Below are 15,541 nucleotides of genomic sequence, written 5' to 3'. Positions count from 1 at the left end.
AGGAACACAGAATTATTCAATCTCAATCCACTTGTTCTGCTTCAAGCTATCGATACAAGCAAACGATGCCTTGGCTGTATTTACAATAGAGTCAAATGGAATTAAAGCTTCTCCTCCGTTTTGTATTCTATCATTCAATAAAGCAAATTGGGTAGTATGTCCTTTATCCATGCCTTTTTTCATTTTAGAGAATCCTTTGCAACCATACCCTTTCAGTTCTCTCCAATTGTCAAGAACCAGCGTCTTTTCTTGTGTATAGATTTCTATTCTCTCTTTCGAATAAGACTTGCTACCATTAGCAAAATAGTTTATCACGGCATTCGCCCCATTCTCATATCTTAGCAAAATACTCGCATTATCCGTATTCTCTTCAGGATTTTCCCCCATTGCATTCATACATACGGCTACAACCTTACTGTCTGCGAAAAATGAGCACAAATCAATAAAATGGCAAGCCTCACCAATAATACGTCCTCCTCCTACTTTCAAATCATGCACCCATACTTCAGACGGTATAAATCCGGCATTCATAGTTGCCACAATATTTTTCACTCCGCTTCCGGCAAGCTGTTTCATTTTTACTGCGAAAGGAGAAAAACGTCGGTTGTATCCCACAGTCAATGTTACTCCATTCTTTTGTGCTTCCCGATAAGTTTCAGTAATCTCATTCAATTCCGTTTGATTCAAGCACAACGGCTTCTCTACAAATACATGTTTCTTTGCTCGTAATGCATCCAGCACCATTGAAGCATGAAGATTATGACGGGTTGTAATCATTACCAAATCCACAGCCTCATCTTTCAAGATTTCCTTGTAATCAGAAGTTGCTTTCATGGCACCGGCCTTTTGAGCCAGAACTTTAGCAGACAAACCTTGCGCACTCGCAATATACCGAATATGCGCTCCTGCTTTCGTCAAAGCAGGCAGCATCGTTGCCGATGTAAAGTTTCCGGCGCCAATAATGCCTATTTGTCCTTTTGTTGCTGAAAAGTCAGCAGAAGCAACCTCAACTATCGTATTTCGTTTTGCATCAACGGGATATTTCAAGATAGAAGCGATAGAACCATGTTTACGCATGTCCCCATATATCTTTTCATAATCCTTCAAATCCACTTCTTCAGTAATCAATGATTTCACATCAATATTTCCCATGGATATTGCCTGCAAAACAGTCTCGAAATTTCTTTTTTCTGTCCAGCGTACAAAAGGTAACGGATAATCTATTCCTTTATTTTCGTAATCTTCATCATAACGTCCCGGACCATAGGAACAAGAAACCTGGAATGACAACTCCTTTTTATAAAAATCATCCCTACGAATATCCAATCCTATCACACCCACAAGTACAATACGTCCTCTTTTCCTTGACATTTCAGCCGCTTGATGAATCACTTCATCTGTTTTGGCAGAAGCGGTAATCAATACAGCATCAGCCCCATGTGAAGCCGTTTCTTCAAGTACATATTTCACAGGGTTTGTTCCTTTTGCCGGATTTATGCCTATTACTCCTTTCGTGCGGGCCAACTCCACTTTTTCTTCATCAAAGTCAACTCCTATAACTTTACATCCGTTCGCCTTCAATAGCTGCGCCGTTATCAGTCCAATCAACCCTAACCCGATTACAACAACGGTTTCTCCCAGTTGCGGATTCAACAAACGAATACCCTGCAAACCTATAGACCCAATTACAGTAAAAGCAGCTTCTTCATCCGAAACATTTTCCGGTATTTTAGCTACCAAGTTTTTAGGTACACAAACATACTCGGCATGTTGTCCATTAGAGGCTACACGATCGCCCACCTTAAATTCTGTAACTCCATTTCCTACAGCAACCACTACACCGGAATTACAGTACCCTAAAGGCAACGGTTGTCCCAGTTTATTAAAAACCGCCTCCAATGTAGGTTGCAAACCATCTGTCTTTATCTTATCAAGTACTTGTTTTACTTTATCAGGCTGTTGACGAGCCTTGTCTATCAAATTTGCCTTTCCAAACTCGACAAGCATACGTTCTGTCCCTAAAGACACTAAAGAACAAGATGTTTTAACCAAGACATAACCTGATTTTACCTGAGGAACCGGAACTTCTTCAAGTACAGTCCTCCCTGATTTCATATCTTGAATTATTTGCTTCATGATTAATTTCCTTTATAACACCTTCTAATACTCAACAGAATCTATTTTAATGCAAAATCAATAATATTATTATACAGATTTGTATATATCCCATAATTGTGAAACCGTACTATCCACAAAAGAGACATTTCTAATTTGAGATTGATTATGATTCTTATAGAAAGCTAAAACTTTTTCCTCCAAATCTTCGTAATTCCTATTTTTAAATAAAATAGCTTCACTAGGCCTTTTGCAAACATCACTTGCTATAGCAGGAGTACCACAATACAGAGCTTCCTTTACAGAAATGCCTTCTATATCAGTATATGTAGGTCTGATAAACAAATCAGATAATTTCCAAACCTCAAATCCATTAGGCATTTCTTTTTGTACAACTAAAATATTATCGTCAATATTCATTTCTTTTATCAAAGAAAGGCATCTCTGATAATATTCCATATCTCCAATCATCGGTAAACAAAAAACAAGCCCTACATTAATACCTTTCTCTTTCAAAGATCTCACTAACTGTATCAATAAATCAAAACCATATATATCAATGCCATTTTCATAACGTAGCTTATAAGCATTTGCTGAAAATAAAAAAGAATGTTGCTTCCTAAAAAGTAGTATTTCATTACTTAATCCTAAATATTCGGATTGGGTCGGAGGCAAAAAAGCAGGAAGTATATGGAATTTATCATTTGAACATCGAAAGTACGAACATAACTTTACTGAATAATTATCATCATTTAAAATAACAAAAGCCGCATTTTGAAGAAAAAGCTGAATAATTTTTCTTTTAATATAAGAGGTTTCCCTTATCAGATTCTGATTATGTAATGTAACGCCAACCTTATGTCTTCCTCCTAACAGAAGAAATAAAGCAAATGCAGAAAGATTATTGGAATGTAAATGAATCACTTTCTTCTTTCTAAAAGGTAAAAGAAGAAACTCCATCCAAGGATAAGACACGCGTTTTACATAGGAAATATCAGGTACATGTTTCCCAAAATTACGCAATATTATAGAAGAATCCAATTTATGCAAATTATGAATCAATCTATATATATGAATGGAAACTCCACCAATTGGAGGAGGATATGTTCCCCAAAGTTCAACCTTCATCACTTACGATACTATTTACAAGATCAACCATATCAATACTATTATATAATTGATAAGATGATTGAGAATATCCCTCATAATCAGAATCAATTTTAAGTATTGCTTCACTAATTTCTTTTGCAGATAATGACCGCAAACAAACCCCTGCTTTGTTTTGATAAAAAGCCATATTCAATGCTGGTAAATCATTGGCAACCATTGGAATTCCAAATTTAGAATATTCATAAAGCTTATTCGGAGCACAATACAATACATTAATTGCATGATTAATAGGAACTCCATTTACTATATACACAAGTATTCCTATATGTGCCAATTTGGTTATTTCTAAATGCAAAGGAGGGGCTAAAAATGGCAAAAAAACTATTCTATCACTTTGATATTTATTTTTTAACTCATCATATAAAGAAGTTCCTCCCCCCATAAGAAACAAGACATAATCATTTGGCAATAAATTTACAGCCTCTATAAAATCATCAACTTTTCTTTCAGCAATAAAAATACCTTGATACAATATAATTTTCTTGTTCTTGTATTTTGCTACTATTTCCTGTATAGAAAGAGGCAATACTACCGATTCCTCCGATTGTTTATTATAAGGCTTATTGGGCAATATATAAGGTAATTTTTCTAAGTTATAAATAGCCTTAGTGATATGAGCCCTATTATACTCACAGCAAATAATTTTCTTCGACTTCTTTAAATTATCCTCAAAAGAAGAAAAAGGATTTAATAGTTTGTATGCCCATTTTTGTGATGGATTCTTAAATTCAAACAAATGAGATATCGTATTATAACGTTCTAATACACCAGAAAATAGACTGACTGTTTCAGAATGTAACAACCACAAAAATGTATTTTTGGAGCTATACTCAGTTTTCAATACTTTCAATACTTGCTTTCGATATTTCCACTGTTGAATTATTCGTTGCATTCCATTTCCACCATACAATGGTGTCTTATAGAATTTTACATGATTTTTTTCTATCAATGCCCTTTCAATGGCCACATTCGAACAACCACCGATATATACTATTTCATAATTTAATTCCGACAATATGTTACATATAGATATCACTGGTGGAAATAACTTGATATCATATATCATTGTTAATATTACTTTACTTTTCATCTCTTAAAACTATTTAAAACAATCAATATAACAATTCACAAGCATTTGAAATCTTTATGTTAGATTCTTTTATTGCATAACAAGGCCATTTCCAATTATTATAACATAACTGCACTACAAAATGAGCAATAAGAATTCCCCATATTCCCCAATCTGTATATTCCAATAGTACTATAGCTAATCCTACCCCACTTATTGCAGAAATCAAGTAAGGAAAAACATATGGAAGTTTATTAGAAGTAGAAATATATGAAACAAACAAAGATTGATTAGATTCCAAAAATACATATAAAGAAACAAACAACAACAATGAATTTCCCAACATTACATTAGGCTTTATATACTCAATTATAGGGATTCCTATAATAAAAAGTAATAATAACATCATTATATAACTGACAACATATATAAACCATGTTTTAAACAAGAGTCTATTTCTCAATTTTACATCTCTCGTAACTTGCGCTGCATTCAATTTTGGTAAATTAGTAGTAAAATAAATCAATGAAACTGATGAAATTATAGTCAAAATTTGTATTGCTAGTGCATAAGCAGCCGTTTCAGATAAATCAATATATAAAGAACATAAAATTGTATTAGACTGGATAATAAGATAACGTGAGATCATTACAATACCCTCTCTCCAAGAATTATGCCAGATAACATCCAAAATTCCAATGTCAAATACATTTTTTTGCTGCGTTCCAAAACTTTCCTTTTCAAATTTACTTAATGCAATTCCTAAATATATACGTAAGCATACGCCTGAAAGAAAAAAAGAAAAAGCTACTGCAAAAAGTCCATATCCCAAATACAAACCTATATAAGCAAAAATAATTTGCGTACATTTAGAAAGCAGCATTGCTTTATTAATACTAATAAAATCACCTATCCCTCGAAAAAAAGCGTGATAATAACCATACAATATATTTATGAATGACGCTATAGAAAAAATAATCCAAGAACATAACACCTGCCTATAAGGCAAAGTCTTACTAATTACAGTAACATAATAAGAGCCTACAGTTATTAATAAAATAAAAACAAATAAAGATAGAAATAAATACAACCTACGAGATGCTATCAATAATTTCAATAATAGTTCAGCATTCATTTCGGTATGGACTGCTGATACAATTCCGCTTTTCTTAAGAGAATCAGCGCCTGCATATGCATAAGTAACAAAACGAGCAATTTGAGGAGAGAAACCAAAATCAACCATTGTTACAAAAGTTCCAACACTCATAAAAACATACCATAATCCAAGCTCTTCCCCACTTAAATACTGCAAGATAATAGGTAATAAAAATATATTTATAGACAAAGAGCTTCCATAACCGATATAATTCCATAAAAGATTCTTATTGCAGTTCATAAAATACTCTTTTTAGCTATTTATCTCTAACATCTTCTATCCCTATAAACAACGATGATAATCCTATAGACATCAATGAAGAAGAATACCCCCAGAAAAAGACAAACCATAAACAGCCAAGAACAAGCCACGGTGATTTATTACAAACAAGGCAATGCCGGAATAATAAGGTTCCACTCAAGACTAGCCCCAACAAACCAAATTTTAGAAAAATAGTATTCACTGATTCATGCATTCTAATAAAATATTCATTATTGTATTCTTCTAAAGAAAAAGCCGCAGGATTATAACCACCATATGCATAACGATAGTCTTGATGCCCTCCTCCAAATCCTTTTCCAAATAATGCAAACGAAGGATGCTTCACAAATTCTAAATTAGTATTCAGCAATTCCTCAATACGTATTTTAGGCGAAAGGGGCAAATTGGTATACCAATCAACATCAACAACAGAAACTAAAGACAAAGCCTGAACCAATTTAGATGAAGATAAAGAGTCTCCATCAGTTTTCTTCTCAACAATATTCAATAAAAAAGGAAACAATAAAAATACAACTATACTTCCTAATATCAATTTTAACTTGGCTCTTTTATACCAAAATATTAAGCAAGTCATTAATATCAGAAAAAAAACTAACCAAGATTTACCACCTAAAGCATTAGAGTAAGCAAATTGCATAAAAAAAGTAATACATGACAAAAATATTAGCAATACAAAATGATTATTACTATATTTCTTATAAAAAAGAAAAAAGACTATAGTAGTAGAAAAGAAAAAAGACAAAGGCATTAACATTATTTCATTTGTACCATAAAATCCCTTAGCTCCAACTAATGAAACAAATAAAGCTGCCAATACCATAGCCACTAATACTGAAAATATTATTAATTCCAGTTTCTGCTTAAATTGAGGATAAATCAAAGATGAATACATGAAATATAATGCATACACATTAAATACCCCAAGAATCATTAAATCTTTTACAAAAAAGGAAAAATGAAATGTTTTTGATGTACTATCTGTAAACAAGGACAATACTCCCATTACAATTCCTAAAACCAGCGTTATAGATACAAAACTAAATAAAAAAGGAAATTTTTTAGAAATAGTTTTCCAAATAGAACCATTACCTAACATTTTAGGCAAAGGCCATAGAGATAATAATAAGAAAAAATAACCACTTATTAAAGGAAGCATTATTATTGATGGAACGAACTTCAATGATTCATCTACAAACATTGGAAACTCAAACGTGGTTGCCAATATGATAACTAATGTATAAAGATATAAATCAAGTCTGCGTTTCAATGCTAAAAATAATAATATACCGCTTTCACAAATAGCTATAATAGAAGCAACAACTAATATTTTTACCGTTAGTGCATGTAGCAAGTATAGCAAAAACACTAATACTACAATACGCCAATCCAATATTCCATTTTTATAACAAAATTTCATTCAATTGAGATGTTATTACTTGATCTGAATGTGCACTCAAAAAAGAAGTATAGACTTCTTCATTTACATTTAGAGCTATATTATCTAAAAGTATTTTCTTCATTAAATCATCAACCCCTTCAAAAAAGGAACAACAAGAAGGATATCTTTGTGCATAATACCTTACAATAGGAATATTTCTCCCTATAACTTTTTTCTTCGCAACCAAAGCATCCAACAAAACACCAGAAAATCGATATTTAAAATAATCTGGATAAAGGATTAAAACCCCTTTCGCCTTTCTATAATAATCTATATAATGCTCTTCTGCCAAAAAACCTGTCACTATATTTATAGATAATGGTAACTCATTAAATGAGTTCTGCGTTCTCAAAACAAGATGAATATTGTTTCTTTCTAAACAATGTTTTTGCTTCTCATACTCTATCAAATCATGAATGATATTTTCATCATTTGCATGTCCTAATGCTATATACATATTTGGTCCATTAGTATTTTGCATTTTTGATGTAAAAGAAAGATCTGGCAATGGATGTGATATTACAAAAATCCGGTTTGCGCTTACACCAATACTTACTAAATAGTCTTTTATAAAATCCGCAAATACTACATGGTTTACTTTATTCATATACGTTTTGAAAATCTTGCGCTTATATTTATTCAGTAAATGATCTGTATTATTATGATGGAACAAATATATGGGTTTACAAATAACTAAACGTAAGAAAGTAAAAGACAGTGTATCAAACGTAAAAAAAAACACCTTATCATAGCGTATTCTTAAACACAGAAATACTATTAATATCGAGTTTAAGAATTGACAAATATAATTTAGATAGGCATTTTTACTTTTAAAAAGGAAAGAGACATTATAACTTGTCACTTTATTGGAATGGTTCGCATAATAATCTTGATAATCTATGAGTTTTACTTCTGCTATTTTCTCATTTCGAAGTAATATTTCCAATAAATGTTTATTCAAGCAACAATGTCCCTTTGGGAATATCGTATCAGCGATTAAAAGCCTCATACAAAAATTATAAAAAAGAAGTTATTCTTCCGCAAGCCTTTCCGTCCCCATAAGGATTCACCGCCTTACTCATTCTTTCATAACGCGCTTCATCATCCAACAAAGCGGAAACTTCACCTACAATCTTATCATAATTTGTTCCCACCAACTTCACCGTACCAGCTTCCAATGCCTCCGGACGTTCCGTCGTATCACGCATCACAAGTACCGGCTTGCCAATCCCGGGAGCTTCTTCCTGAATACCACCACTGTCTGTCAGAACAATAGTAGATTTCTCCATCAGATAAACAAAAGAGAGATACTCCAAAGGCTCTATAAAAAACATATTTCCTAAATTGGATAAATCCTCACCAAATACTTCATGAATGGGTTTGCGAACATTGGGATTCAAATGCATCGGATAAACAAAGTCAACATCGGGATATCGTTTTGTAAGAGCCTGAATAGCCTTACACATAGACATGAATCCGTCACCGAAATTTTCACGACGATGACCTGTTATCAAAACTAATCTCTTTCCATCCTGCAAACGGTTAATGTCATAACCGGAAGTTCTCAAAACACCTTCCAATTCTTCATCAAGTTTCTTATCGCTCTTTATCTTATCTACAACCATGTAGAGTGCATCTATTACCGTATTTCCGGTCACAATAATAGAAGATTCCTTTACCCCTTCATCCAACAGATTCTGTCGGCTTAACGGTGTGGGAGAAAAATGATAAGTAGCAATGCGTCCTGTTATCAGCCGATTCATCTCCTCTGGCCAAGGACTATAAATATTATGAGTACGAAGTCCCGCCTCTACATGCCCCACCGGAATCTGCTGATAAAAAGCAGCCAATGCCGAAGCCGTAGAAGTGGTTGTATCACCATGAACCAAAACAACATCCGGCTGTGCCTCTTTCAAGACATCCCGCATCCCCGTCAAAACACGGGCTGTCACATCATATAAATCCTGCCCTTGTTTCATAATATTCAAATCATAGTCAGGAGTAATATCAAATATATGTAACACTTGATCAAGCATTTCGCGATGTTGACCGGTAACGCATACGATTGTCTTGAACTCCTCCGGATATTTCTGAAATTCTTTCACCAGGGGAGCCATCTTTATGGCTTCGGGACGAGTCCCGAAAACCAACATAATTTTCTTCATGCTATAGGGGATTAATTATTTCTTATAGATTCCGCAAAAATCAAGAATTACTTTCCGGTCATTATGTGGCAAAGATTTAAATACAGAATGAGCAACCAGAAAAACGACTATATCAGCCTTCTCATAGGCTTCTTTATAGTCCGTAAGTTTAAACACGTTGTGCTCCTGCACATTAGGTTCCACGACTAATATATCCGCATTATTACAGCTTTGCATCACTTTGGTAGTAATATACTTGGCAGGAGCTTCACGCAAATCATCAATATCGGGTTTAAAGGCCAGTCCCATCATGGCAATGATAGGTTTACGATGATATTCCAATTCAAACTTCAACATGGCATTCTGCACTTTCTCTGCACACCAGAATGCTTTATAGTTATTGATTTCGCGAGCGGTAGATATGATTTTAGATTCCATAGGAAATTCTGCCGTAATGAAATAAGGATCAACCGCTATACAATGTCCTCCAACACCACAACCTGGTTGAAGGATATTCACACGAGGATGTTTGTTCGCCAAGTTTATCAATTCCCAGACATTGATTCCTGCTTTGTCACAAATCAGAGAGAGTTCATTGGCAAAAGCTATCTGTACATCACGGGAGGAGTTTTCTGTCAGTTTACACATTTCTGCCGTTTTACAATTAGTGCGATGGAGTGTTCCTTGTACAAACCTACTATAAAACTCAATGGCCTTATCTGTAGAAGCTTCATTCAGACCGCCAATAACTCGATCATTATGAACTAACTCATAAATGACGTTCCCTGGAAGAACACGCTCCGGACAATAAGCAATATAAATTTTATCTCTCAATTCCGGACGTAATCCAAATATCAAATCACACATTTTATCAGTAGTACCTACCGGTGATGTAGATTCTATGACATACAAATCTCCCTCTTTCAACAAAGGTATTACGGCACGGGTAGCAGCTTCCACGTAAGAAATATCAGGCTCATGATTTCCCTTAAAAGGAGTAGGCACCACCATAAAATAGGCATCACTCACTTCCGGAGTTGTAGAAGCCTTCAACTGACCGGTAGTAACGACTTCTTGAAGAAGCTCCTGCATACCTGGCTCAATGATATGCAACTTACCCTGATTAGTCATTTCTACAACTTTGGGATTAATATCAACCCCGATAATCTGAATTCCGTGTTTAGCAGCAATAATCGCAGTAGGCAGGCCAATATAGCCCAACCCCATAAAACATGCTTTCATATCAATAAAAGTTATCTATTTTTTTATGATTTCCTTATCACACCCAAATCCTATTCCACTTCCTCAAACGGATACGGATTCTCCTCAATATTCCTCAACTCCTTCACTAACTCCACTTGCTCTGCTGTCATGACTTCCTTACCCCAACCATCTATAATAGCATGAGCTTCCTGAAGCAAAGATTCCTCATAAACCTCACCATACATATAAGCTAGCAAACGGACTTTGAGCAAAGAAGCCGGAAGCCGACTCAAAACCTGACAAGCACGATTCAAGGCAACCTGTTTCTTTTGCTCTTTATCTCCATCATCATAGATAGTGGCATTATACCCCATCAAAAGAGCCAGGCACAAATTCGCCTCCTCTTCAACATCGGAACCTTGAACGGGAAAAAGGGAATCGGACTGAACAAGCACCTCCTTGTTCAATCGACAAAACGTATCGGAATAGACGGGAGTACCGTCCATGCCAAGATACATCAACTCATGAGCAACACGTTGAAGCTCAAGAGCACGGGAAAGTAAAGAATTCATCTTTATATTAAGTTTTCTATTATTTGTGTGAATCAGGAATTGTTCATCACTTGCCTGTTGCTGCAATGTGGTAACAGCAATGCTCTGAAAGACAGAATCTTTCTGCTTTATACTTTTTTATCGATACTAAAGTGCCGCTTTATACGCGTTAAAGTACTGCTTTATTAGCATTAAAGTACTGCTTTATCGCAGATAAAGTAACGCTTTATTGCTGATGAAGAGTTTGCAAAGCTGCTATAAATTGATAATAAGCAAGTTGAATGTGATTATTAATCTTTTATGATTTTCAGATAGGATTTGGGAACCTTGACACTTGCCGTCAAAAGGTCTTTGATGCGGATTACAACATATGTTTTATTGGCTTCGACGGCAACCTCACCTTCAATGCCGCTAAGTTCTCCTTTGATAACCTTTACTTTATGCCCGACAGTAAGCATTTCGCTATCAAGGCTGACACCGTCAGGATTCAAATCCATCACGAACATAAAGTCCTCCATCTGCTTATCCGGCACCACCAGCATGGAATGCGTGGAAAGGTCCTTCATATAAAAAAGAGGGACATTATAAATGTTGGAAATATCGCAGGCCGTCTGTTTGGTGGAATGAACAAATACCAGATTACGAATTACCGGAACTTCACTACGTTTACGACGATACTTCAATTGAGAAACCACAAAGCGCGTAGGAAGGTAATAGTCAAGGTCCAAATGCTCTTCCGATTTAAGTCGGTCTAAAGATTTCCGGACTGTGAATTCTTGCTTATCACGGGTGCGAGCCGCAAACCAATACTTCTGTTGTTCAGCCACTTAGGATTTTTCTTTCGAATGAATTAGCTCAGTTGCGGGTGCGCTTCGCGGTTTGAACGAGACATTTTCCCACCCAAACCGTATTGTACACTTTTGCAATGATAATAGGCTATTAAAGAAGATATTAGACTCATAGAAGTGTCCAATAAACGTTCGTTTAATGAACGCCTGTTTTCAAGAAAAGAAGCAAAGACTTAAAAATTGAAAAGGAACAGAACTTTAATATTTAAAATATTAGGTGTATGCTATTGTAATTCAATATATTGAAATAAGATAAAAGCTGTTTTGAAAATATTTTTATTAAACATTTTGTTAGTTCAAAAAATACAGCTTATCTTTGCGTTCATTAAACGAACGTTTAAAAAACACCTCGCCATTCCCAATATATAATCTTACTCAAGCTTCACAAGTTCAATTTGCTGATTTCAGCCCATCGTCTGGAATATATTTTCCACGCCTTGAAGAAATCCATTTTGGTGTCAGTTATAAGCAATCTGTTCCATTTGCCATGCTGAGTCCTTCGCACACGAAAAATTCTTACCGGTACACCTTCGAACGTGGGTCAAACATGATGCAGTTGCATTTGAGCTTTCTGCTATACTTCTGCAACCTGAGCTTCTTGCCGAATTTTATAAGCACATGGGACGTAAGGTCGCCGTGTTCGGCATCGTGTTTTGTCTTGCCGTTCTTGCCTACCTTATCATGCCGAGCCAACGACATCTGACGTGGCGGCTATGGATAAACCGGACAATCTCCTTATTCGTAAACCAACTGTCTGCCAATACATAGCTGAACTTTATACCCCGGTGTACAGCCCGCTTTACCATCTCTCCGACGATGGCGAAGTCAAGAAGAATCTGAGAGACACCATCGGTGACAGCCGCACAGAGACAAGTCTTTGATATCCGAGAGAAAAAGGAATAATTTTGTGTACCGGCATCGGCTCTGAGTAATTTTATGCCTCTACCTCTGAGAATCTGTACTTACGAAACATAAATTAATATCATGTCATGCAGGATATTAACAACGTGTGATACAAAAAACAAATATCGTGTCGGCAGGATATTAACTTCCTGCAAACACGATATTTACTTCTCAAATCCGACTCTCCTTTCCACAGATGCCAATTTATACTTCGGCAACAGTCACAAATCTTAAAAAAGGTGCAACACAAAGACTTAAAATATAACAAGTGTTACAAACACAGATTTTATACCCATACGTATCATCCCCGACTCTCCCAGCGAAAAAAACTATGTCTCAGCATAATCAAGCTAATGCTTGTTTCTGCGCTTGACTTTTTATATCTTTGCGTTGCTTTTTGCGGGTGCAAGCACGCATAAAGCAACTTAACTAACAATAAATCAATAATTAAAAACAGAAAATTATGGCAATGCATACATGGTTTGAATGTAAGATCCGTTACGAGAAAACAATGGAAAATGGAATGAATAAGAAGGTAACAGAACCATATCTGGTGGATGCCCTCAGCTTTACGGAAGCGGAAGCACGTATCATCGAAGAGATGACACCGTTCATTTCGGGAGAATTTACCGTATCGGACATCAAACGCGCCAACTATAGCGAATTGTTCCCCAGCGAGGAGGAAGCTGCCGACCGCTGGTTTAAATGTAAACTGGTATTCATCACACTGGATGAGAAAAGCGGTGCGGAAAAGAAAACCTCTACCCAGGTATTGGTGCAGGCAGCCGACCTGCGTGATGCAGTGAAAAAACTGGATGAGGGCATGAAGGGCACAATGGCCGACTACCAGATAGCATCTGTAGCGGAAACTGCCCTGATGGATGTATATCCGTATAGTGCAGAGCCCGACGACAAACCGGAAGTGTAACTCGCAATGTGCCAATGTGCTAATATACACATTGGCACATTGCCGCATTAACCCCCAAAACGATGATTGCAGAGAATTTAAAACAAATACTGAGCGAACTGCCTGAAAAGGTACGGTTGGTGGCTGTTTCCAAATTTCACCCCAATGAGGCGATAGAAGAAGCGTATCGTGCCGGCCAGCGTGTGTTCGGAGAAAGCAAAGTGCAGGAAATGACCGCCAAATACGAAAGTCTGCCCAAAGACATAGAATGGCATTTCATCGGGCATCTGCAAACAAACAAGATAAAATATATTGTTCCTTACGTAGCGCTGATTCATGGCATAGACTCCTACAAGCTGTTGGCCGAAGTGGACAAGCAGGCTGTCAAAGCCGGAAAAACCGTCAACTGCCTTCTGCAGTTGCACATTGCACGGGAAGAGACCAAATTTGGATTCAGCTTTGACGAATGCCGGGAAATGCTGGCGGCCGGTGAGTGGAGAGAGCTCAAGCATATCCGGATATGCGGATTGATGGGCATGGCCACAAATACGGACAATGACGAACAAATCAGAACAGAGTTTTGTTCTTTAAGCAGCTTCTTCAATGAAGTGAAAGCCAAATGGTTTGCTGATGCAGAATCATTCCGGGAACTGTCCATGGGGATGTCTCACGACTACCACGAGGCCATTGCAACCGGAAGCACCTTGATACGCGTAGGAAGCAAAATTTTTGGAGAAAGAAACTATTAACCATAAAAGATCATTATCATGGCAACATTAGAAACTACTTTTGCAGGGTTGAAACTCAAAAACCCCATTATTGTCAGCAGCTCCGGACTAACAGACAGTGCCGCCAAGAACCAAAAACTATCTGAAGCCGGCGCAGGTGCCATTGTGCTAAAATCACTCTTTGAAGAGCAAATCATGATGGAGGCTGACTGGATGGGAGACCCGAACATGTACCCCGAAGGCAGTGACTATCTTGTAGGATATATCCGCGAACATAAGCTGGGTGAATATCTGAACTTGATTAAGGAAAGCAAAAAGGTTTGCAATATCCCCATCATAGCCAGCATCAACTGCTATCAGAATGCTGACTGGGTGGAATTTGCCGCAAAAATAGAGGAGGCCGGTGCAGATGCACTGGAAATCAATATTCTTGCCCTGCAGACGGATGTACAGTATACGTACGGAACCTTCGAGCAGCGCCACATCGACATTCTGAGCCACATCAAGAAGACGGTCAAGATACCTGTCATCATGAAACTGGGCGACAACCTGACCAACCCAATAGCCCTGATAGACCAGCTGTACGCCAACGGTGCCGCTGCAGTAGTGCTGTTCAACCGTTTCTATCAGCCGGACATCAATATTGAGAAAATGATACAAGTATCAGGCAATGTATTCAGCAATGAATCTGATTTGTCCAAAGCCCTGCGCTGGATAGGCATCGCTTCGGCAGCCGTAAACAAGCTCGATTATGCAGCTTCCGGTGGCATCCACTCACCCGAAGGTGTGGTCAAAGCAATATTGGCAGGTGCTTCGGCTGTAGAGATATGCAGTGTGCTTTATCAGAATTCGGCAACCCTCATCGAGGAGTATGTCCGTTTCCTCAACGCGTGGATGGACTGCAAAGGCATGGAAACCATCGGCCAATTCAAAGGTATTCTGAACGTAAACGACCCGAAGGGAGTCAATACCTTCGAGCGTACCCAGTTCCTAAAGTACTTCTCTTCACATGAATGAGGCAAAAGGG

Annotated in this window: 14 protein-coding genes; 4 read left to right on the top strand and 10 right to left on the bottom strand. The window is 36.9% G+C overall.

The annotated features are described in order from the left end of the window. Window positions 1-12: 12 nt before the first annotated feature. The 10 genes from E5355_RS04420 to E5355_RS04375 all read right to left on the bottom strand — a co-directional run bounded on the left by E5355_RS04420 (window position 13) and on the right by E5355_RS04375 (window position 11,955). Window positions 13-2,136 (bottom strand): bi-domain-containing oxidoreductase, encoded by a 2,124-nt coding sequence (locus E5355_RS04420; protein ID WP_136009336.1) that lies wholly within the window; start codon window positions 2,134-2,136, stop codon window positions 13-15. A gap of 69 nt (window positions 2,137-2,205) precedes the next feature. Next, window positions 2,206-3,243 carry a glycosyltransferase family 4 protein gene (locus E5355_RS04415; RefSeq protein ID WP_136009408.1) on the bottom strand — a complete coding sequence of 346 codons (1,038 nt, stop codon included), beginning with the start codon at window positions 3,241-3,243 and terminating at the stop codon, window positions 2,206-2,208. Beyond that, window positions 3,233-4,375: a glycosyltransferase gene (locus tag E5355_RS04410; RefSeq protein WP_117588525.1), complete on the bottom strand. Its 1,143-nt coding sequence runs from the start codon at window positions 4,373-4,375 to the stop codon at window positions 3,233-3,235. The genes E5355_RS04415 and E5355_RS04410 overlap by 11 nt, the downstream gene beginning before the upstream one ends. 22 nt (window positions 4,376-4,397) lie before the next feature. Continuing rightward, complete coding sequence (gene wzx, locus E5355_RS04405) at window positions 4,398-5,750, bottom strand: O-unit flippase-like protein (RefSeq protein WP_136009335.1); 1,353 nt, start codon at window positions 5,748-5,750, stop codon at window positions 4,398-4,400. 16 nt (window positions 5,751-5,766) lie between these two features. After that, window positions 5,767-7,209, bottom strand: coding sequence for a hypothetical protein (locus tag E5355_RS04400; protein ID WP_117588523.1), 1,443 nt, complete (start codon window positions 7,207-7,209; stop codon window positions 5,767-5,769). Then, window positions 7,193-7,837 carry a hypothetical protein gene (locus E5355_RS04395; protein ID WP_136009334.1) on the bottom strand — a complete coding sequence of 215 codons (645 nt, stop codon included), beginning with the start codon at window positions 7,835-7,837 and terminating at the stop codon, window positions 7,193-7,195. The genes E5355_RS04400 and E5355_RS04395 overlap by 17 nt, the downstream gene beginning before the upstream one ends. A gap of 409 nt (window positions 7,838-8,246) precedes the next feature. Beyond that, complete coding sequence (gene wecB, locus E5355_RS04390) at window positions 8,247-9,395, bottom strand: non-hydrolyzing UDP-N-acetylglucosamine 2-epimerase (RefSeq protein WP_136009333.1); 1,149 nt, start codon at window positions 9,393-9,395, stop codon at window positions 8,247-8,249. Window positions 9,396-9,410: 15 nt separating this feature from the next. After that, window positions 9,411-10,616: a UDP-N-acetyl-D-mannosamine dehydrogenase gene (gene wecC / locus E5355_RS04385; RefSeq protein WP_117588520.1), complete on the bottom strand. Its 1,206-nt coding sequence runs from the start codon at window positions 10,614-10,616 to the stop codon at window positions 9,411-9,413. A gap of 50 nt (window positions 10,617-10,666) precedes the next feature. Continuing rightward, a complete protein-coding gene (locus E5355_RS04380; RefSeq protein ID WP_136009332.1) occupies window positions 10,667-11,149 on the bottom strand; it encodes a UpxZ family transcription anti-terminator antagonist in 483 nt (160 codons plus the stop codon). Window positions 11,150-11,418: 269 nt separating this feature from the next. Further along, entirely contained in the window at window positions 11,419-11,955 is a 537-nt protein-coding gene (locus tag E5355_RS04375) for a UpxY family transcription antiterminator (protein WP_136009331.1), read from the bottom strand. Window positions 11,956-12,689: 734 nt separating this feature from the next. On the opposite strand from E5355_RS04375, the gene E5355_RS19330 reads away from it, so the two are divergent. The 4 genes from E5355_RS19330 to E5355_RS04360 all read left to right on the top strand — a co-directional run bounded on the left by E5355_RS19330 (window position 12,690) and on the right by E5355_RS04360 (window position 15,531). Continuing rightward, on the top strand, window positions 12,690-12,857 hold the full coding sequence (locus tag E5355_RS19330) for a hypothetical protein (RefSeq protein WP_168354272.1): 168 nt from the start codon (window positions 12,690-12,692) through the stop codon (window positions 12,855-12,857). Between the two features lie 485 nt (window positions 12,858-13,342). Continuing rightward, window positions 13,343-13,807: a DUF4494 domain-containing protein gene (locus E5355_RS04370; RefSeq protein ID WP_136009330.1), complete on the top strand. Its 465-nt coding sequence runs from the start codon at window positions 13,343-13,345 to the stop codon at window positions 13,805-13,807. A 62-nt stretch (window positions 13,808-13,869) separates the two neighbouring features. After that, complete coding sequence (locus E5355_RS04365) at window positions 13,870-14,535, top strand: YggS family pyridoxal phosphate-dependent enzyme (protein WP_136009329.1); 666 nt, start codon at window positions 13,870-13,872, stop codon at window positions 14,533-14,535. Between the two features lie 18 nt (window positions 14,536-14,553). Next, window positions 14,554-15,531, top strand: coding sequence for a dihydroorotate dehydrogenase-like protein (locus tag E5355_RS04360; protein WP_136009328.1), 978 nt, complete (start codon window positions 14,554-14,556; stop codon window positions 15,529-15,531). The last annotated feature ends 10 nt before the right edge of the window (window positions 15,532-15,541 follow it).

The organism is Bacteroides muris (ex Afrizal et al. 2022) (genome assembly GCF_004793475.1).
Lineage (GTDB): Bacteria > Bacteroidota > Bacteroidia > Bacteroidales > Bacteroidaceae > Bacteroides > Bacteroides muris.
This window is presented reverse-complemented; position numbering and strand designations above follow the sequence as displayed.

Excerpts from the sequence above, each read along its gene's own strand:
- E5355_RS04420 (WP_136009336.1), bottom strand. The coding sequence starts at position 2,136 with ATGAAGCAAATAATTCAAGATATGAAATCAGGGAGGACTGTACTTGAA.
- E5355_RS04415 (WP_136009408.1), bottom strand. The coding sequence starts at position 3,243 with ATGAAGGTTGAACTTTGGGGAACATATCCTCCTCCAATTGGTGGAGTT.
- E5355_RS04410 (WP_117588525.1), bottom strand. The coding sequence starts at position 4,375 with ATGAAAAGTAAAGTAATATTAACAATGATATATGATATCAAGTTATTT.
- wzx (WP_136009335.1), bottom strand. The coding sequence starts at position 5,750 with ATGAACTGCAATAAGAATCTTTTATGGAATTATATCGGTTATGGAAGC.
- E5355_RS04400 (WP_117588523.1), bottom strand. The coding sequence starts at position 7,209 with ATGAAATTTTGTTATAAAAATGGAATATTGGATTGGCGTATTGTAGTA.
- E5355_RS04395 (WP_136009334.1), bottom strand. The coding sequence starts at position 7,837 with ATGAATAAAGTAAACCATGTAGTATTTGCGGATTTTATAAAAGACTAT.
- wecB (WP_136009333.1), bottom strand. The coding sequence starts at position 9,395 with ATGAAGAAAATTATGTTGGTTTTCGGGACTCGTCCCGAAGCCATAAAG.
- wecC (WP_117588520.1), bottom strand. The coding sequence starts at position 10,616 with ATGAAAGCATGTTTTATGGGGTTGGGCTATATTGGCCTGCCTACTGCG.
- E5355_RS04380 (WP_136009332.1), bottom strand. The coding sequence starts at position 11,149 with ATGAATTCTTTACTTTCCCGTGCTCTTGAGCTTCAACGTGTTGCTCAT.
- E5355_RS19330 (WP_168354272.1), top strand. The coding sequence starts at position 12,690 with ATGGATAAACCGGACAATCTCCTTATTCGTAAACCAACTGTCTGCCAA.
- E5355_RS04370 (WP_136009330.1), top strand. The coding sequence starts at position 13,343 with ATGGCAATGCATACATGGTTTGAATGTAAGATCCGTTACGAGAAAACA.
- E5355_RS04365 (WP_136009329.1), top strand. The coding sequence starts at position 13,870 with ATGATTGCAGAGAATTTAAAACAAATACTGAGCGAACTGCCTGAAAAG.
- E5355_RS04360 (WP_136009328.1), top strand. The coding sequence starts at position 14,554 with ATGGCAACATTAGAAACTACTTTTGCAGGGTTGAAACTCAAAAACCCC.